The organism is Clostridium sp. AM54-37XD (assembly GCF_003478225.1).
In the GTDB taxonomy this organism is placed as follows: domain Bacteria; phylum Bacillota; class Clostridia; order Lachnospirales; family Lachnospiraceae; genus Coprococcus; species Coprococcus ammoniilyticus.
This window is the reverse complement of record NZ_QUEV01000004.1, coordinates 211,152-229,972: the sequence shown is the minus strand read 5'-3', so window position 1 is coordinate 229,972 and position 18,821 is coordinate 211,152. Positions and strand designations below refer to the sequence as shown.

Annotated in this window: 20 protein-coding genes; 18 read left to right on the top strand and 2 right to left on the bottom strand. The window is 41.1% G+C overall.

Annotated elements, in window-relative coordinates; genetic code table 11:
• Nucleotides 1-5 precede the first annotated feature (5 nt).
• Genes DXA07_RS14020 through DXA07_RS05575 form a run of 7 tightly spaced genes read left to right on the top strand, consistent with a single transcriptional unit; the run spans nucleotide 6 to nucleotide 5,218 of the window.
• Entirely contained in the window at nucleotides 6-176 is a 171-nt protein-coding gene (locus DXA07_RS14020; protein ID WP_348980752.1) for a hypothetical protein, read from the top strand.
• Entirely contained in the window at nucleotides 164-727 is a 564-nt protein-coding gene (locus DXA07_RS05595) for a PP2C family serine/threonine-protein phosphatase (RefSeq protein ID WP_348980757.1), read from the top strand. The genes DXA07_RS14020 and DXA07_RS05595 overlap by 13 nt, the downstream gene beginning before the upstream one ends.
• Nucleotides 728-741: 14 nt before the next feature.
• Entirely contained in the window at nucleotides 742-2,967 is a 2,226-nt protein-coding gene (gene pknB, locus DXA07_RS05590; protein WP_118483790.1) for a Stk1 family PASTA domain-containing Ser/Thr kinase, read from the top strand.
• 8 nt (nucleotides 2,968-2,975) lie between these two features.
• On the top strand, nucleotides 2,976-3,305 hold the full coding sequence (rsgA, locus tag DXA07_RS14015) for a GTPase RsgA (RefSeq protein WP_348980751.1): 330 nt from the start codon (nucleotides 2,976-2,978) through the stop codon (nucleotides 3,303-3,305).
• Nucleotides 3,302-3,853 carry a ribosome small subunit-dependent GTPase A gene (gene rsgA, locus DXA07_RS14010; RefSeq protein WP_348980750.1) on the top strand — a complete coding sequence of 184 codons (552 nt, stop codon included), beginning with the start codon at nucleotides 3,302-3,304 and terminating at the stop codon, nucleotides 3,851-3,853. Before rsgA (DXA07_RS14015) ends, rsgA (DXA07_RS14010) begins: the two co-directional genes overlap by 4 nt.
• On the top strand, nucleotides 3,853-4,512 hold the full coding sequence (rpe, locus tag DXA07_RS05580; RefSeq protein ID WP_117784975.1) for a ribulose-phosphate 3-epimerase: 660 nt from the start codon (nucleotides 3,853-3,855) through the stop codon (nucleotides 4,510-4,512). Before rsgA (DXA07_RS14010) ends, rpe begins: the two co-directional genes overlap by 1 nt.
• 58 nt (nucleotides 4,513-4,570) lie before the next feature.
• Nucleotides 4,571-5,218, top strand: a complete 648-nt coding sequence (locus DXA07_RS05575) for a thiamine diphosphokinase (protein WP_117784974.1) — start codon at nucleotides 4,571-4,573, stop codon at nucleotides 5,216-5,218.
• A gap of 166 nt (nucleotides 5,219-5,384) precedes the next feature.
• Here the strand turns inward: DXA07_RS05575 and DXA07_RS05570 are convergent, their stop codons facing one another.
• Nucleotides 5,385-7,382 (bottom strand): Na/Pi cotransporter family protein, encoded by a 1,998-nt coding sequence (locus DXA07_RS05570; protein WP_118483788.1) that lies wholly within the window; start codon nucleotides 7,380-7,382, stop codon nucleotides 5,385-5,387.
• Between the two features lie 277 nt (nucleotides 7,383-7,659).
• Between DXA07_RS05570 and DXA07_RS05565 the strand changes: the two genes are divergently transcribed.
• Together DXA07_RS05565 and DXA07_RS05560 are read left to right on the top strand one after the other, a co-directional pair.
• Nucleotides 7,660-9,108 carry a hypothetical protein gene (locus DXA07_RS05565; protein ID WP_118483786.1) on the top strand — a complete coding sequence of 483 codons (1,449 nt, stop codon included), beginning with the start codon at nucleotides 7,660-7,662 and terminating at the stop codon, nucleotides 9,106-9,108.
• Nucleotides 9,109-9,121: 13 nt separating this feature from the next.
• On the top strand, nucleotides 9,122-9,580 hold the full coding sequence (locus DXA07_RS05560) for a 23S rRNA (pseudouridine(1915)-N(3))-methyltransferase RlmH (RefSeq protein WP_226801113.1): 459 nt from the start codon (nucleotides 9,122-9,124) through the stop codon (nucleotides 9,578-9,580).
• Here DXA07_RS05560 and DXA07_RS05555 read toward each other — a convergent pair.
• On the bottom strand, nucleotides 9,564-9,917 hold the full coding sequence (locus tag DXA07_RS05555) for a 23S rRNA (pseudouridine(1915)-N(3))-methyltransferase RlmH (protein WP_118483784.1): 354 nt from the start codon (nucleotides 9,915-9,917) through the stop codon (nucleotides 9,564-9,566). The two genes, DXA07_RS05560 and DXA07_RS05555, sit on opposite strands and share 17 nt — an antisense overlap.
• A 240-nt stretch (nucleotides 9,918-10,157) precedes the next feature.
• On the opposite strand from DXA07_RS05555, the gene DXA07_RS05550 reads away from it, so the two are divergent.
• The 9 genes from DXA07_RS05550 to ispG all read left to right on the top strand — a co-directional run bounded on the left by DXA07_RS05550 (nucleotide 10,158) and on the right by ispG (nucleotide 18,820).
• The gene (locus tag DXA07_RS05550; RefSeq protein ID WP_118483782.1) at nucleotides 10,158-10,967 is read left to right on the top strand and encodes a Cof-type HAD-IIB family hydrolase; all 810 of its coding nucleotides are present in this window, start codon (nucleotides 10,158-10,160) and stop codon (nucleotides 10,965-10,967) included.
• Between the two features lie 162 nt (nucleotides 10,968-11,129).
• The gene (locus tag DXA07_RS05545) at nucleotides 11,130-12,347 is read left to right on the top strand and encodes an LCP family protein (RefSeq protein ID WP_021943252.1); all 1,218 of its coding nucleotides are present in this window, start codon (nucleotides 11,130-11,132) and stop codon (nucleotides 12,345-12,347) included.
• A gap of 193 nt (nucleotides 12,348-12,540) precedes the next feature.
• Nucleotides 12,541-13,242, top strand: a complete 702-nt coding sequence (gene pyrH / locus DXA07_RS05540) for a UMP kinase (protein ID WP_021943253.1) — start codon at nucleotides 12,541-12,543, stop codon at nucleotides 13,240-13,242.
• Between the two features lie 21 nt (nucleotides 13,243-13,263).
• On the top strand, nucleotides 13,264-13,809 hold the full coding sequence (gene frr, locus DXA07_RS05535; RefSeq protein ID WP_021943254.1) for a ribosome recycling factor: 546 nt from the start codon (nucleotides 13,264-13,266) through the stop codon (nucleotides 13,807-13,809).
• 12 nt (nucleotides 13,810-13,821) lie between these two features.
• Nucleotides 13,822-14,550, top strand: coding sequence for an isoprenyl transferase (locus tag DXA07_RS05530; RefSeq protein WP_118483780.1), 729 nt, complete (start codon nucleotides 13,822-13,824; stop codon nucleotides 14,548-14,550).
• 12 nt (nucleotides 14,551-14,562) lie between these two features.
• Nucleotides 14,563-15,360, top strand: coding sequence for a phosphatidate cytidylyltransferase (locus DXA07_RS05525; RefSeq protein WP_008401601.1), 798 nt, complete (start codon nucleotides 14,563-14,565; stop codon nucleotides 15,358-15,360).
• 141 nt (nucleotides 15,361-15,501) lie between these two features.
• Nucleotides 15,502-16,644, top strand: coding sequence for a 1-deoxy-D-xylulose-5-phosphate reductoisomerase (locus tag DXA07_RS05520; protein WP_118483778.1), 1,143 nt, complete (start codon nucleotides 15,502-15,504; stop codon nucleotides 16,642-16,644).
• A 3-nt stretch (nucleotides 16,645-16,647) separates the two neighbouring features.
• A complete protein-coding gene (locus DXA07_RS05515; RefSeq protein ID WP_021943257.1) occupies nucleotides 16,648-17,745 on the top strand; it encodes a M50 family metallopeptidase in 1,098 nt (365 codons plus the stop codon).
• 16 nt (nucleotides 17,746-17,761) lie between these two features.
• A complete protein-coding gene (gene ispG / locus DXA07_RS05510) occupies nucleotides 17,762-18,820 on the top strand; it encodes a flavodoxin-dependent (E)-4-hydroxy-3-methylbut-2-enyl-diphosphate synthase (protein WP_008401604.1) in 1,059 nt (352 codons plus the stop codon).
• The last annotated feature ends 1 nt before the right edge of the window (nucleotide 18,821 follow it).

Genomic DNA, 18,821 nt, shown 5'->3' with positions numbered 1-18,821 from the left:
ATCAGATGAGATCGGATGGTAGAACAGACATCGGTAAGAAACGAGCCCAGAATCAGGACAGCATTTTCTTTTGTGATGAGCCAGTTGGACCACTGCCAAATCTGTACATAGTAGCAGACGGTATGGGGGGCATAAAGCTGGTGATGTTGCATCAAGGACTGCGATTGAATGTGTAACAGAATATATAAAAGAAAGCACGTTGAACAATTCGGTATCCGTTCTAAAAAGAGCGATTGTTTATGCAAATGATAAGATATACAGAATGGCAAGGGAGAACGAAGATCTTAAAGGGATGGGAACGACCCTTGTGGCGGCTGTATGTGAGGAAGATGCCCTGTATGTTGCAAACATCGGGGACAGCCGGCTGTATTTTATAGATAATGATATCAGACAGGTAACTCTGGATCATTCCCTTGTGGAGGAATTGATACGATCCGGACAGTTAGACAGAAATAAAGGTAGAAATCACCCCGAAAAAAATATAATAACCAGAGCACTGGGAATATCAGATAAGGTCATGATCGATTTCTTTGAGTTAGATATGAAGGAAAATGACAGGATTTTGTTATGTTCAGATGGCTTGACCAATATGATCGAGGATGATGAGATAAAAGAAATCGTGATGGAAGACAGCGGGGATATTACAGCAGCGGTTGAAAAATTGATTGACAGAGCGAACTATTACGGAGGAAAAGATAATATCTCCGTTGTGGTTGCTGTAAAATAGTGAGAGGTGTAAACATGTTAAATCCAGGAATGATACTCAGTAATCGTTATGAGATAATAGAATTGATCGGTACGGGCGGAATGTCTGAGGTTTATAAGGCAAAATGCCATGTGCTGAACCGATATGTAGCAATAAAAGTTTTAAAGCCGGAATTCAGTTCCGATGTGAATTTTGTAACAAAATTCAGGATCGAGGCGCAGTCAGCAGCCGGATTATCCCATCCGAATATCGTAAATGTATATGATGTCGGGGAGGACAATGGCATTTACTATATCGTAATGGAACTGGTAGAAGGAATTACCTTAAAGGAATATATTCAGGAAAAGGGAAGACTGAAATCAGATGAGGCAATTAATATTGCGATCCAGATCGCACAGGGACTGGAAGTAGCCCATCAGAATCATACGATCCACAGAGATATAAAGCCACAGAATATTATTGTGTCAAAAAATGGCGGAATCAAGGTTACAGATTTTGGTATTGCAAGAGCAGCTTCTTCCAACACTATGACAGCAAATGCCATGGGAAGTGTTCATTATATTTCCCCGGAGCAGGCAAGAGGCGGCTTCAGTGATGAAAGAAGTGATATTTATTCGCTTGGTATCACTATGTATGAAATGGTAACCGGACATGTGCCATTTGAGGGAGAGAATAATGTTGCGGTTGCATTGATGCATATACAGGGTGAGATGATCTCCCCTAGAGAATATTATCCGGACATACCGACGAGTCTGGAAAAGATTATTTTGAAATGTACACAGAAGAAGGCAGAGCGCAGATATCTGACAGCAAGTGCTTTGATCGCAGATCTGAAGCGCGTGCAGGCAAATCCGGATATTGACTGTGTTGTTGTGCCTCCAATCGTGCCAAGTTCGCCAACGGTTGAAATGACCTCGGATGAAATGAAAGCAATCAAAGAAGGAAGGCAGATGAATGAGCCGGTGTTGGATGAGGAAGATCTGGAACCGGAAGAGCATCCGGAAGACACACCGATCATACCACCTTCCAAATTTGATAATCTGTTTGATGATGACGACGATGAGGAGGATAACGAGGAAGAACTCAGACAGCCGGAAGATGATGACGATGCAGAACTGGATGAGCTGGATCCAAAACTGAAAAAGATCATTATGATATCAAGTATTGCAGTTGTAGTTATCATTGCAATCCTTGTTGCATTATTGATTTCTAAGATTGCCGGTTTCAAGCTATTCTCCGGAAAGAAGGATACGACAGATACACCGACGACTACGGAAGCAACAGAAAGTACTGACGATACAGATGAGAACAGTGATGCCAGTACAGATGATGTTACTACAAGTGAACAGGCAACGATTCCAATGGTCAATGTAGTAGGTCTGTATAAAACAGCAGCAGAAGAAGAACTGAAAAAAGCAGGATTCACAAACTATACATTTGAAACAAAGAAGGACAATGACGTTCAGGAGGGCTATGTAATCAGTCAGAGCGTAGACGAAGGAACGGCGGTCTCAGCAGATGAGGAGATTGTTGTAACGGTTTCAGAAGGCAAGGAAGATAAAGAAGTTCCGAATGTCAGAGGATATTCCGATGACCAGGCAACAACCTTGCTTACAGAAGCAGGCTTTACGGTTACCCATGGTTATGAATATGACGATACAGTAGAGAAAAATTATGTAATCAGTCAGTCGCCGGAAGCAAAGACAATGCAGCCGGAGGGTTCTACTGTTAAGATCATTGTCAGCAATGGTAAAGAGGTACAGGATGTACCGGTGCCAAATCTGGTAGGTAAGACAGAGAAGGAAGCAGAATCTCTGCTGAGTGATGCAGGACTGGTTGGAAATCCAAGCCATGCAAACAGTAATGATGTAAAAGCAGGAAAGGTGATCAGCCAGGAAATTGATGCAGACAGTAAGGTAGAAGAAGGTTCAACGATCAATTATGTGATCAGTGACGGACCGGAAACAGTTTCCTATACAGTTAAATTTACAGGTGCTATCACAAATGCAGGATATGATTTTGAGGCAGCAGGTAATGTATCAGTGACCGTATCTTATACGATCGGAGATGCAACTTATAAGATATATTCCGGAGCAGCCGGAGAGGAGTCCTTCCCACTGGATATCGGCGGAGCAGATTCCATCAGCGGTTTATCAGAGGATTCCGGTACATTTACGGTTATGATCACAGATTCAGAAGGACAGGATGTAACATCAAGCTTTAACACCAGTGGTTTATCAGCATCCTTTACAAAGGAATAGGTGCAGGTATGACAGGTAAGATCATAAAAGGCATTGGTGGTTTCTACTATGTTGTCTGTGAAAACGGCATCACATATGAATGTAAAGCAAAGGGTGTCTTCCGGAATCGGAAGATTAAACCTTTGGTAGGCGATAATGTTGAGATAGAGATATTAGATGAAGAGAAGAATCTGGGCAATATTGAAGATATATTGCCCAGATTTAACTGGTTAAACAGACCTGCAGTTGCAAACGTAGATCAGACTGTAATTATTTTTGCAGTGTCTGCACCAGCACCTAACTTCAATCTGCTTGACCGCTTTCTGATCAATATGGAGCAGCATGAGGTCCTACAGTGATCTGCTTTAATAAAGTGGATCTGGAGGGCTTTCGTCAGAGTGAAGATATATGCAGATCTTATACAAAGAGTGGCTATGAGGTATTGTTTATCAGTGCCGAAAGCGGCTATGGGATTGATGTGTTAGAAGCAGTTATAAAAGGGAAAACAACGGTATTTGCAGGACCTTCAGGTGTAGGCAAGTCATCGACACTGAATTCATTATTTCCGGATGCCAATGTGCAGACGGGAGGTTTAAGTGAAAAGATCCAGCGTGGAAAACATACAACGAGACATTCAGAGCTGATGTTTGTAGATGATGATACTTATATTATGGATACACCGGGTTTCAGTTCGTTATATACAGAAGGAATCGAAGCAGAAGATCTGAAGCTGTATTTTCCTGAGATTGCAGCATATACAGGAACCTGTAAATTTAACATGTGTAATCACATCAGTGAACCGGGATGCCTGGTAAAGAAAGCTGTCAGCGATGGCAGAATCAGTAAGATGCGGTATGATGATTATGTTATGATATACAATGAATTAAAGGAAAAGAGGAAATGGTAATGTTAAAGCTGTCCCCATCAGTATTGTCTGCGGATTTTGGACATCTGGCAGAAGATATACAGATCATAGATCAGGCAGGAAGTGAATATATTCATCTGGATGTTATGGATGGGTCCTTTGTGCCGAATATTTCATTTGGAGCACCGGTTATCAAGAGTGTTCGTCCGGTATCTGATAAGGTGTTTGATGTTCATCTTATGATTGATGAACCGGTGCGTTTCTTACAGGATTATAAGAATTGTGGAGCAGATATCGTAACAGTACATGCAGAAGCCTGCAAGCACCTTCACAGAACCATCGCAGCCATAAAAGAGCTGGGAATGAAAGCCGGAGTTGCATTAAATCCTGCAACACCATTATCGGTACTTGATTATGTATTAGAGGATGTAGATATGATTCTGATCATGTCAGTAAATCCGGGCTTTGGAGGACAGAAGTTTATTCCATCTTCCCTTCGGAAGATTACAGAGACCAGAGCACTGTTAAACAGCCGTGGACTTCAGACAGATATTCAGGTAGACGGCGGTGTCACTCTTTCTAATGTGGCTGAGATCATTCAGGCAGGTGCAAATGTATTAGTTGCCGGATCTGCAGTATTCAAGGGAGATAAGGTTGAGAATGTAAAAGCCTTCCATAAGATTTTTTCAGAAATACAATAGAAAGTAATAAAAAGGCAGATAGCAGATCTGCTGTCTGCCGGAACAGGTAACAGGATATATGAATCGATATTTAGTTGTTACAGGAGGAACCGTTTCAAAAAAAGTGCTTGAAACGGTTCTTTCCGATTATGATTTTCAAAAAATAATAGCATGTGATAAAGGACTTGAAATCTGTCAGGAATGTGACATACTTCCGGATCTGGTTATTGGAGATTTTGATTCGGCAAAGACAGATATTGTAGCATCATATCGGGAAAAGACAGAATTTCTGGATCTGGATACACATAAGGATTTTACAGATACCCATGTTGCGATTTCTTATATACTGGAGCAGGAGATCAGACCGGATGAAGTAATTCTGGTTGGAGCAACCGGAACCCGTATGGATCATACTCTTGCCAATATTGGCTTATTAAAGCAGTTTGCAGAGTTCGGAATATCGGCATATCTGATCGACGAGCATAACAGGATCACGATGACAGCACACCAACATATCGTGAAGCGTACCGATGCATACAGATATGTGTCACTGCTTCCATATACGGAACAGGTGACCGGTGTAACACTTCAGGGTTTTTATTATAATGCACAGGGGCTTACATTGAAGCTTGGGGAAAGCATCGGCGTCAGCAATGAGCTGATTGCAGAGTGCGGTCTGATCGAATTTGAATCCGGATTGTTAATTGTAATTGAAAGCCGTGATTGAGATAGAGTCATTATGTATATCTGTCTAAACGATATACAAGATCAAATAATAATAAAATGCAGTATTAAAGAATAAAAGGAAATAAAAAAGATACTCTGAAAGCAAAGGACCTGTATGATCCCGTGATCAGAGTATCTTTTTATAATGCTTATTATCAGAATAATCTTTATTTTTTCTTAGAGTCTTTCTTCTGTTTTACTTTTTCAATCTTTGTCTTCTTGATCTCTTTTAATTTAGGCTCTTTTTTTGTCTGCTGTTCGTTTTTATCTGCCTTAGCTGTGTTCAGATTCACAGATTTCGGAGCAGAAGATTTATTTGCATCTGATTGCGAGATCTTATGTTCCAGCTCTGGCAGGCTCGCCTTATACTTTTCGGTGATCGGATCAGAGTACAGAGACATGTAGTAGCAGTAGAGTGCTTTATATTCTTCGGAGGTCTTATATCCATTTGTGTAGATATGACCGTGCATTTCGTCAAAGGAATCTGTAGTTAATTTCTTTGCAATATGAAGTCCGATATTAGAACAGTGACTTCCGATACGATCCAGACTGGTCAGGATATCTACAAGAGCAAAACCACCGTCGATATCGCAGTCTCCGGTCTGTAAACGGATAACATGGTGATCTTTGATGATCTCTTTTACCTCTGTGATTGACTGAGCAAGCGGCTCGATACGGGAGACAGCCGTTAAATCATCGTTTTTGAATGCCATAAAGGTTGTATCAATGATATTGGCTGTAGCTTGTAAGAGCGTATTGATCTCCATGGTTCCCTGTGCGGAGAAGGAGATTTTTTCATCGGTGATCTTTCTGCCGACGATCAGAAGATTTTCACAGTGGTCACCGATTCGTTCCAGGTCACTGACACTGTTTAATAATTCAGATGCCAGCTTTCGTTCGGATGAATGCAGCCGCTTGGAGGTGATCTTTAACAGATATTCGTTTAACGCACTTTCACATTTATCAATGAACATCTCATTTTCCAGAAGTTTTCCAGCAGTTTCTTCATTATATTCCGATAATAACTGACTTCCAAGTTCGAAGTTTTCCTTGATGGAGTCTGTCATGGAGAACATTACCTTCTGCGCCTGGGTAAGAGCAATGTTTGGTGTATCAAGAAGCATTGGATCGAGAGATGCAAGCTCTTTGTCAATTTTGGATTCTTTATCGTCGCCGATGATCTTACCGGTCAGATCTGCGATCTTATTTGCGAATGGAAGCAGCAGGATCGCAATGATAAAGTTAAACATAAAATGTAGGTTTGCGATTACACCACGGTTGATGATCTTATCTATGAATGGGAAGGTGATAAACAACTGAAGTCCATAGATCACAACAACGAAGAAAATCGCACCGATAATATTAAATAACAGATAGGACATGGCAACACGTTTTGCCTTTTTGTTTGCACCGATACTGCCGAGCAGGATGGCGAAACATTTTCCTATATTAATACCGATGATAATAGGGATCGAAGAACCATAGGAAACAACTCCTGTTGAGGATAATGCCTGAAGGATACCGACTGAAGCAGAGGAGCTCTGGATGATTGCTGTTAAGACAAGACCAATCAGGATACCAAGGAGTGGATTGCTGAAAGAAATGAACAGATTCTGGAATGCTTCAGATTCTTTTAAAGGAGCGAACACAGCTTCCATTGTATTCATACCAAGGAATAAGATACCAAGACCGACTAAGATACCGGCGATATCTTTATGTTTTTTCTTATGGGCAAACAGAATGATAAAAGCACCAATACCGATCAGAACGGGTGCAAAAGAAGACGGTTTTAATAATTTGAGGATAAACATATCTTCGCCAAGATCACCAAGACGTAAAATCTGCGCGGTTGCGGTACTACCGACATTGGCACCAAATACAACAGGGATCGCCTGACCAAGCTTCATGATACCGGCATTTACAAAACCGATCAGCATGATCGTAGTTGCTGCAGAACTCTGAATGATCGCTGTTACACCGGTACCAAGACCAAAGCCCTTAATCGCGCCGGTTGCCTGACTCTTACCGGTTGTCAGTTTTTCAAGTATCCGTTCCAGACTTCCTCCTGCCAGATTCTTCAGGGAATCGCCCATCATGTTCATTCCAAACAGGAACAGTCCTACGCCTCCAAGTAAAGTCAGAATTGAAAAAAAGTCCACTTCCATATCCTCCTGTGAATAAAAATTACCTTCTGAATAAATGTCAAAATCATGTAATGACCATGTAAAACAAAATTTACATACTTGGATATTATAACATAGATAGTTTTCTTGTTCTATATTTTTTATTAGGATGCTTACAAATTTGTAATAATATAATAGAAATAAAAAAGAAATATAGAAAAATTATATAAAAAGAGACTTGACATGAAGAAGCGGATAGTGAGAACATAAAGCAGTAAAAAATGATCGGAACCCGGGTGGGTTTGAAGGAGTCTTTGATATGAGCAGAAGCAAAAGAAAATATTTATTTCAGAATGATCAAAATACATTAAACGGGGCACTGCTGGCTGGAAATAATTCAATGGCAGAGATGCTGCTCTGGTCATTGGTCCTGCTGCCGCCGGTGATCGGAGTATATGGAGCCGGTGTGTGTTTTATCAATATTGGTCTGTTTGTCGGTACAACATTTGCCTGGTTGTTTCTGGTAAAGCGGCTCCGTTCTTATCGGGATCTTTCCCAGAAGACCATCGGAAGTATGTGGGAATTTTTATATGACAGATACCGGTCGGTTATATTAAAGGACAGCTTTCTTGTTGTATGGCTGCTGATCCTTCTGTCTATGACTGCAGCATTGTTGGAATATGGGAGTAAGGTGATCAGCAAGACGGTTGGCATGGAATATCACTGGGTTGCCGTAGGGATCGTGGTGATCTTAAGCATTTATATGTGCATACTTGGAAATAAAGTAAGAAGTGTAATAAGGAGTATCTTCTATATAATATTGCTGTTGGTATTCTTTGTTCTGGTCATCAGTTTGTTTATGGTAAATAAACCATCGGAGCTTCTCGATATTTATGGAAAGCTGCATATGAAGGGCGGAACCAGTGTATATCTGAATATTCTGTATTATAACGGCACACAGACCGGTGTTACATATATTATATCCATGGTCGGTATGGGACTTGGCTGTCTTGGACTTCCATTTTTATTTAATGGAGCATTTGAAGCAAAGGACAGTCATGAGCTGGATCGTGGACGGGTGTTGTCAATCCTGTATACAGGCGTGATGATTGTTGTGATCAGTGTCTGGTCATTGTTAAATGCAGTATGTATCTATCCGTTAAAGGTGACGCTTGATTCTGGAATTGACGAACTGCTCCGGACTTATATTGCAGCCTTATGTCATAAGCTGGAAGTTCCGACAGAGATCCGATATGTTATACTTGGAGTTTTGGTTATTACGCTGTTGTGTCTGACCGAGCGTATATTTGCAATGAGTATGGAGGTAGCCCGGGGACTTCTGCCAAAAATGAAATGGATCAGGAATGAAAAGCAGCAGAATGTGGCAGATATAGGCCTGCTGGTTATTCTTTCAGGTGCATTACTGGTGATCGTCGGTATATGGAAGCCGGAGTATCAGAAACTGATCACGGTTTCATGGGAGTATGCATCTGCAATGGCAGCTCCATGTATATTGGCAGTTGTCTGGCGAGCAGCAAGCAGACCGGGAATTTTTGCAGGACTGTTTACAGGGCTTGCGGTTTGTTCTGTCTGGTATTTTGTACCGATGATAGAAGGAAATACACTGGCGGTATCAACAGAACTGAGTGCGGGAACTGCATCCTTTGTATTTGCTTTGGCGGTAACGATCATTGTCAGTATGTTTACGCATAAGAAAAATGAAGCGGAAAAGAAATTGTTTGACCAGATAAAGCTGGATCAGAGATAGAAAATGGAGATGCATGATGCTGTTTAAGATCATATGTGTTGGAAAGATAAAAGAAGAATATTATAGCAGTCAGATACAGGAACTCTGTAAACAGATCAATAAAAAGAACCGGGTAGAGATCATTCAGAGTGAGGATGAAAAAATACCGAAGAATGCATCCGATGCTGTAAAGCAGAAGATTATTGAAACAGAAAGCAGAAACAGTCTTGCAAGTATCGGTAAAAATGATTTTGTGATCGCTCTTTGCATAGAAGGTAAAAAATATACAACCGAACAGTTTGCGGCAATTATCCGTCAGGCAGAAGAGCGAGAATATGAAGCAGTATCCTTTCTGATCGGTGGTTCTCTGGGAACTTCAAACGAACTGGTCAGATGTGCAGATGTGAAAATGAGTTTTTCGGATATGACATTCCCACATCAGTTGATGCGTGTCATGTTGCTTGACCAGATTCGTATTATTTGTGATAAGTAATGTTGTTATTGATGGTATAGGCACGATAGAGCTGTTCCGTAAAGGCAATCAGGCAGATCTCGTTAGATAATGTCATACTGGAAACGAAAAAGGTCTGATCGGATAAAATCGGAAGATCATCCGGAGAAAATCCAATAAAATAACTGATTTTTGAATATCCGCCCAGGGCATAGTCAGAGATCATTCGGGCAAAGGCTTCGGAAGAGATCGTGTGCTTGCCTGTCTGGTCAGGGGTGATCAGGATATTGATATCGCTACTTGCAAAGGCAACTTTTTTTTTTGCCTGCACAGCAGACTGTAGCTTTACAGAAAGGTGATAGCCGCTTGATATATTCATGAACAGCCGCTTTTATATTTGTTGCCAGATTCTTTTCTTTTATATAGATCGTATAATTCATGCCAAAACTCCGAAATTTAATAAAAAAGATGCATTTATGATTGATTATTATAATACAATCGCACCGTCAATTACAATAGAATCGCATTTTTTCGGGTAAACTACTGGACAAAGAGGTGAAACTACTATATATTATCAACTTGATCATTACAAATTGAAGATAAACGTGGAGATAATAAGATGAAGAAGATAATAGCACTTGATATTGATGGTACATTGACTAATTCGAAAAAAGAGATCACAAAGCCTACACTGGATAAGATCATGGAGATCCAGAAAAAAGGACATGTTGTGGCAATTGCATCCGGACGGCCGCTGCCTGGAATCCGGAAGATTGCGGATGAACTGGAACTGAATCAGTATGGTGGATATGTGCTGGCATTCAATGGCGGACGTATCGTGAATTATAAAACAGGTGAGATCGCATATCAGGCATGTGTAGATAATGAGATTGCAAGAAAAATATATGATTACTGTGTTGAGAAAAAGATTGGGATGGTGACTTATAAGGATGACATCGTTGTAACAGGAACCCCGGTTGATGATTATATGAGTCTTGAGGCAAGGATCAATCGTATGGAGATCGTACAGGTGGAGGATTTTCGTTCCTTTATTGACTTCCCGATCAATAAGTGCCTGCTGACAGCAGAACCTGATGTTGCAGAGCAGGTGGAGCAGGAGCTGGCAGTCATGTATGGAGATTCGGTTACTGTTTTCCGTTCCGAGCCTTTCTTTGTCGAGATCATGCCAAAAGGTGTGCATAAGGCAACATCTCTTGAAAAGCTTCTGGAATATCTGCACATGGATGTAAAGGATCTGGTTGCCTGCGGAGATGGATATAACGATCTGACGATGATCGAATATGCGGGTGTCGGTGTGGCGATGGCAAATGCACAGGAGATCGTAAAGGAACATGCAGATTATGTTACACTCTCAAATGATGAAGATGGTCTGGTTCCGGTTATTGACAAATTTATCCTGGGCGAATAAAGAAGACAGTCCGGCGTAAATGTTATATTTTTATGAACAGGTTGAATTTGAATATTATTTGTAGTAGAATACACCTTGTTTGTTCGTGGAAAATTGACATTTTGTACGAAAAATAGTTCTGTTGAGATGAAACATATACACAAACGTATAGGAGAATGAATAATGAGCGATAATATTTTTAGCGATGAAGATTTCGACGATTATGATGATATGGAAGATACAGCAGCAAAGCGGGCACAGAAAAAATCTGCTGAGCGCAGATCTTCCGGGAAAAAGAAGAAAAAGAGCAAAAACAAACCATGGATCATTGCACTTATAGCAGAAATACTGGTGATCATTCTTGGAGGTGTTCTTTTTGTAAATGCTTATATCAATTCAGCATTTAATAAAATGAATTTTGAAGAGTTAAAAGACGTTAAGGTGAATGATGACCTTGCAGAAGAAACCGTAAAGAAGATGACCGGTTATACAACGATCGCATTATTCGGTGTAGATAGCCGTGATATTGATATGGTAGAAAGCGGAGCACGATCCGATGCAATCATCATTGTAAGCATTAACAATGATACACAGGAGGTTAAGATGTCTTCTGTATATCGTGACACATATCTGGAGCTTGCAAATGATTCCAAGAGCTATGAGAAGGCCACACATGCTTATGCTTATGGCGGAGCTTCAGAGGCGATCAATACATTGAACAAGAACCTTGACCTGAATATTACAGCTTATGTAACTGTAAACTTCAAGGCATTGACAGAAGCAATTGATGCACTTGGCGGTCTTGATATCGAATTGAAGTCCAGCGAGCTTGACAAGCTGAATCAGTGTATCGATGAACAGCAGAGAGTCAATGGCATCCAGTCTACGTATGTATATGATACAGGTGTTGTACATCTTGATGGTGTTCAGGCTACCGCATATGCAAGAATCCGAAGTACAGACCAGGGTGATATCACCAGAGCATGGAGACAGAGAAAGGTTATCAGCCTTATGATCGAAAAGGCAAAGAGTGCCGGAATCTCCAAGTTAAATGACTGCCTGAATGCAGTTGTAGATGATATCAGCTCCAGCCTTACAAAGAAAGAGATTATGGATCTTGCAACGAACTGCTTCAATTACAAACTGGAATCCTCAACCGGTTTCCCATTTACATGGTCAACACCAACACTTGGAAGTAAGGGAAGTCTGGTTGTAGCAGGAGATCTGGAGAACAATGTAGTCGTTCTCCACAGATATCTGTTTAACGATTATGATTATGTTCCATCCCAGACAGTTAAAAATATCAGTGCAAATATTATCAACGATACAGGATATTATAACCAGATCGATCTGGATACGTTTACAGTAGATGATGATCCGGATTCAATCGTTAATAAATAGTATATAGAAACATACCAGAAACGAAAGAACATCATGAAACCAGTCAGATTTTGTGGTGTTCTTTTTGTTATGGAGAACAGATCCGGGGCTTCGATAATTTGAATAAAATCTTTCCAACTTCCTGTTTGAAATATAGTTATATTGTGCTATACTAGGATAGAAAAATTTTGAGAAAACATAAGAGGTTACAATTATGGAAATGAACAGAGTGTTATTGAAACTTAGTGGAGAAGCACTTGCCGGAGAAAAAAAGCAGGGCTTTGATGAAAAGACTGTATATGATGTTGCCGGACAGGTAAAGAAGATCCTGGATAAAGGAATCCAGCTTTGTGTAGTAATCGGTGGTGGTAATTTCTGGCGTGGCAGAACCTCAGAAAATATGGATCGTGTAAAAGCAGATTCGATCGGCATGCTTGCAACTGTTATGAACTGTATCTATACCGCAGATGCTTTTCGTGTATTTGGAATCAAATCACATATCATGACACCATTTGCATGCGGAACAATGACAGAGCTGTTCAACCGTGATAAAGCTGTAGAATATATGGAGCAGGGAGAAGTTGTTTTCTTTGCCGGAGGAATCGGACATCCGTATTTCTCAACAGATATGGCAACTGTTCTTATGGCGGTTGAAGTAAAGGCAGATGTAGTCTTATCTGCAAAAGCAATTGACGGCGTATATGACAGTGATCCTAAGACAAATCCAAATGCAAAGAAATATGACAGCATGCAGATGAAAGATATTGTTGATAATAAGCTTGGAGTTATCGATCTTGCATCTGCAGTTCTTGCTATGGAAAACAAAATGCCGATGATGTTATTCGGCTTAAATGGTGAAGACAGTATTGTAAAGGCCGTTACCGGTGGCTTTACAGGAACATATGTGAACGTATAAATAAACAGGAGGAACAAAGATATGTTGACACAGTACGAAGAGAAAATGACGAAGACAGTTGAAAACCTGGAAGGGGAATATGCTACGATCCGTGCAGGACGTGCCAACCCTAACATTTTAAATAAGATCAAGGTGGAATATTATGGCGTGCCAACACCGATGCAGCAGCTTGCAAATATCACCGTACCGGAAGCAAGAACGCTGATGATCGCACCATGGGAGCCATCACTGGTAAAGGCGATCGAGAAGGCAATCCTGAATTCAGATCTGGGCCTGACACCAAACAATGACGGTAAGAATATCATCCTGAATTTCCCTGAACTGACAGAGGAAAGAAGAAAAGAAATCGTTAAGGATATTAAGAAAAAAGGTGAGAATGCAAAAGTTGCTATCCGTAATATCAGAAGAGATGCAAATGACGCAATCAAGAAGATGGAGAAAGCCGGAGATATATCAGAGGATGAATTAAAGACAAACGAGGATAAGATCCAGAAGATGACAGACAAATATGTTGGTCTGATCGATAAGGCTATTGAGAAGAAATCAACAGAGATATTAACTGTTTAATTTGGAGTAAGTATGAATAAAGAAATAAATGGAGAAATGATCAATATTCCGGAGCATGTTGCGATCATCATGGATGGAAACGGAAGATGGGCGAAGAAACGACTGATGCCAAGAACCTATGGACATTCAGAGGGCGCAAAGGCAATCGAGCGAACATGCGAGAATGCAGATGAACTTGGTATTAAATACCTGACTGTATACGCATTTTCTACCGAGAACTGGAAACGTTCAGTAGAGGAAGTATCTACGATCATGAATATTTTCCGTAAGTATCTGGTTGACAGCATCGAGCGATCCAACCGGAATAACATGCGCGTAAGGATCATTGGTAAGCGTGAGGACCTTCCGAAGGATATCGTAGAGAAGATGGATAATCTGGAGGAAGCTACAGCAAATAATACAGGACTTCAGTTTTCTGTAGCGATTAACTATGGCGGACGGGATGAGATCACAAGAGCGGTCAGACGGATTGCATCCGACTGTATGGCTGGAAAGTTATCACCGGATGCGGTTACAGAGGATACAGTCAGTGCCTACCTTGATACAAAGGAACTGACGGATCCGGATCTGTTGATTCGTACCAGCGGAGAGCTTCGGACATCGAATTTTCTTCCATGGCAGATCGCATATTCAGAATTTTATTTTACGGATGTGTTATGGCCGGACTTTGATATGGACGAGCTGGTTAATGCATGTCGGTATTACAGTCATAGAGACCGTCGGTATGGCGGGGTAAAATAAAGAGGAAATAATATGTTTAAACAACGGGCAATCAGTGCAGTGATCCTGGTGATCATTGCAGCAATCACACTTTATTTTGGCGGAGCACTTACATGTCTGGTAATGTGTGCGGTTTCGCTGATCGGTGTGATGGAGTTACTTCGTATATATGGGCTGAACAAGAAAGGACTTGGATATGCAGCTTACGGTGCAACGGTTTTTTATTATGCATTGTTGTATTTTGACCTGCATCAGTTTATATTACCGTTGATCGCGGTCTATATGCTGGTCATCCTTGCAATCTATGTGCTCACATATCCGAATTACAAAGATAAAGAGATCATGGCGGCATTTTTTGCATTTGTATATGTAGGTGTAATGTTGTCGTATGTGTATCTCATACGAGATATGAAACATGGACTGATTCTTGTTCTGCTGATCTTTGTCAGCTCATGGGGTAATGATACCTGTGCCTATCTGGTCGGACGCGCGATCGGTAAGCACAAGATGTCACCGATCTTAAGTCCGAAGAAGAGTATCGAGGGTCTGATCGGCGGAATTGTTGGAGCAGGAATATTAGGTGTTGTATTTGGTTTGATTTATAATCATTTCATGCAGGTTGCACATTCTGTATGGATATTTGCATTGATCGGAGCTGTATGTGCGCTGCCTGCAGTTATCGGGGATCTGGCGGCTTCTGCAATCAAGAGAAATAATGATATCAAAGATTATGGCAAGCTGATACCGGGGCATGGCGGAATCCTTGACCGGTTTGACAGTATTATATTTACAGCACCAATTATGTATTATCTTATATTATATTTGTTGTAATCAGAAAAAGCAGTGTGGGAGAGCGTACAGATGAACTGTGCTCATAATTACGCTGCTTTTCCTTTATGTCGCATTGGAAATAGTGCAGACAGATAAAAAATGTTAGATACAGATGTTTGAAATGGGTAAAGGAGAACAAATATGAAACATGTAGCTATCATTGGATCTACAGGATCTATAGGAACACAGACACTTGAAATTGCAAGATGGAATCAGGATATAAAAATCTGTGCTTTATCAGCAGGAAGAAACATAGACTTATTAGAGAAGCAGGCGAGAGAGTTCCGACCGGAGATCGTTGGTCTGTGGGATGAGAAGCTGGCAGATGAATTAAAAGACCGTCTGAAGGATATGGATATCCGTGTCGTATCAGGCATGGATGGGCTGATCGAGATTGCAGAATACAAGACATCGGATGTATTAGTTACCGCTATTGTAGGAATGATTGGTATCCGCCCGACTGTGGCAGCGATTAAAGCGGGAAAAGACATTGCCCTTGCAAATAAAGAAACTCTGGTTACAGCGGGACATATTATTATGCCGCTTGCAAAGGAAAAAGGAGTATCGATCCTTCCGGTTGACAGTGAACATTCGGCAATCTTCCAGTCATTGCAGGGAAATACACATGATTCCATTGAAAAAATTCTGTTGACAGCATCCGGTGGACCATTTCGTGGCAAGAGCAGAGAGTTTTTAAAGCATGTGAAATTAGAGGACGCATTAAAGCATCCAAACTGGAGCATGGGAAGAAAGATCACCATTGATTCAGCAACGATGGTAAATAAAGGTCTGGAAGTTATTGAAGCAAAATGGTTATTTGATGTAGCACCGGAAAATATTCAGGTTGTGATCCAGCCGCAGAGTATCATTCATTCAATGGTAGAATATAAAGATGGAGCAGTGATCGCACAGCTCGGTACGCCGGATATGAAGCTGCCGATCCAGTATGCGCTGTTCTATCCGGAACGAAGATACATGCCGGGAGATCGTCTTGACTTTACGAAGCTTTCATCGATTGTGATCGAGACACCGGATATGAATACCTTTCTTGGGTTACGATACGCATATGAGGCAATTGGGATCGGTGGTTCGATGCCTACAGTATTCAATGCTGCAAATGAATATGCAGTAAAGCAGTTCTTAGATAGAAAAATCGATTTTCTTGATATCTATGATATCATCCGTGCATCCATGGATCATCATAAATTGATTGAAAATCCTGATATAGATGAGATTCTTGCAACCGAGCAGGAAGTATATGAATTTATTGAAAGTGGGTGTTAGTTTTTGAATATCATATTGATCATACTTGTTTTTGGTGTCATCATTTTCTTTCATGAGCTGGGACATTTTATCGTAGCAAAGATCAATCATATCACAGTAAAAGAGTTTTCGATGGGATTCGGACCGAAGCTGTTTCAGTTTCATAAGAAAGAAACACAGTATACGCTGCGGCTGATTCCGCTTGGCGGCTATTGTATGATGCTCAGCGAAGATGATGAAGAAAACGAAAATGATGAGAATTCCTTTGAGAAGAAATCCATCTGGGCAAGAATGGCGGTTGTACTTGCAGGACCTGCCATGAACTTTGTGATCGCATTTTTATTTTCCATGGTGATCATTCATTTCTGTGGAAGTGATCCTGCGATCATAGGAGCAGTATACAATAAAGATAATATTGAAAAATACCAGATCGAAAATGCCGAGGAATATTTTAATGGTGTATATCCGGCGGAAGAAGCCGGGATATCAGATGGCGATCGGGTATTAAAGATTGAGGGAAGTACAGTTAAAAATTTCCGTGAGTTACAGATCTATCTTCAGATCTATGGAGATGGTTCACCGATTGATCTGACACTTGAGAAAGAAGACGGAACGGTCTATGATACGACGGTACATCCGGCAAAGACACCGGATGGCTATAAGATCGGAATAATGAGTGTCGGTTATCAGCTCCCGAAGAACTTCGGAGAGCTTTGTAAATATTCTGCTTATGAGACCAGATACTGGGTAAAAGCAACCTTCTTAAGCCTGAAGCTGATCGTTACCCGTCAGGTAAGTTCGGATGAAGTATCCGGTCCGGTCGGAGTAGCGAAGAACATGAACGATACCTTCAATGAGGCAGCAAAGAGCAGTGTGCTTGATCTGTTCTTAAACTGGATGAATTATATCGTACTGCTGTCGGCAAACCTTGGCGTTATGAACCTGCTGCCGATACCGGGCCTGGATGGAGGACGATTTATCTTCCTGTTAATTGAAGCAGTAACGAGAAAGAAGGTTCCGAAGGATAAGGAGAATATCGTGACGCTGATCGGATTTGTTCTGGTTATGCTGTTGATGGTTGTGATATTATTTAACGATATCAAGAATGTATTCTTTCATTAGATGAACAGGAGTTAATATGTACAGAGATCATACAAAAGTTATAAAGATAGGAGACCGGGTGATCGGTGGTGGAAATCCGATCCTGATCCAGTCGATGACAAATACAAAAACCAGTGATATAGATGCTACAGTTGCACAGATCTTAAAACTTGAAAAGGCAGGCTGTGACATCATCAGAAGCACCGTAAATGATGATGCGGCAGCGGCAGCGATCCCTGCGATCAAGAAACAGATCCATATTCCGCTGGTTGCAGACATTCATTTTGATTACCGTCTGGCGATTGCAGCGGCTGAGGCGGGAGCAGATAAGATCCGTATCAATCCGGGTAATATCGGTGGTAAGGATAAGCTGGCACAGGTAGTAGCGGTATGTAAGGAACGGAATATACCGATCCGTGTCGGTGTAAACAGCGGTTCCCTTGAAAAAGAATTAGTTGAAAAATACCACGGCGTGACAGCAGAAGGAATCGTTGAGAGTGCATTGGATAAGGTTCATATGATCGAAGACTGCGGATATGACAATATGGTCATCAGTATTAAATCTTCCGATGTTATGATGTGTGTAAAAGCACATGAGCTGATTGCAGATCAGACGAATTATCCGCTGCATGTGGGTATCACGGAATCCGGTACGGTTATGAGCGGTAATATCAAATCCTCTGTAGGACTTGGTATTATCCTGCATGAGGGAATCGGAGATACGATCCGTGTATCTTTAACAGGGGATCCGGTCAATGAGATCATGACAGCAAAGATGATCTTAAAGACGCTTGGACTCCGTACAGGTGGAATCGAACTTGTGTCCTGTCCAACATGTGGAAGAACGGAGATTGATCTGATCGGACTGGCAGAACAGGTAGAAAAGCTGGTTGCCGATTATGATCATCTGAATATCAAGGTTGCTGTTATGGGCTGTGTTGTAAACGGACCGGGCGAAGCCAAGGAAGCAGATCTTGGAATTGCGGGCGGAAAAGGCTGCGGTATCCTGATCAAAAAAGGCCAGATCATAAAGAAGATCGACGAGAAAGATATATTATCAACATTAAAGTACGAGTTAGATAACTGGAGTGAATAGA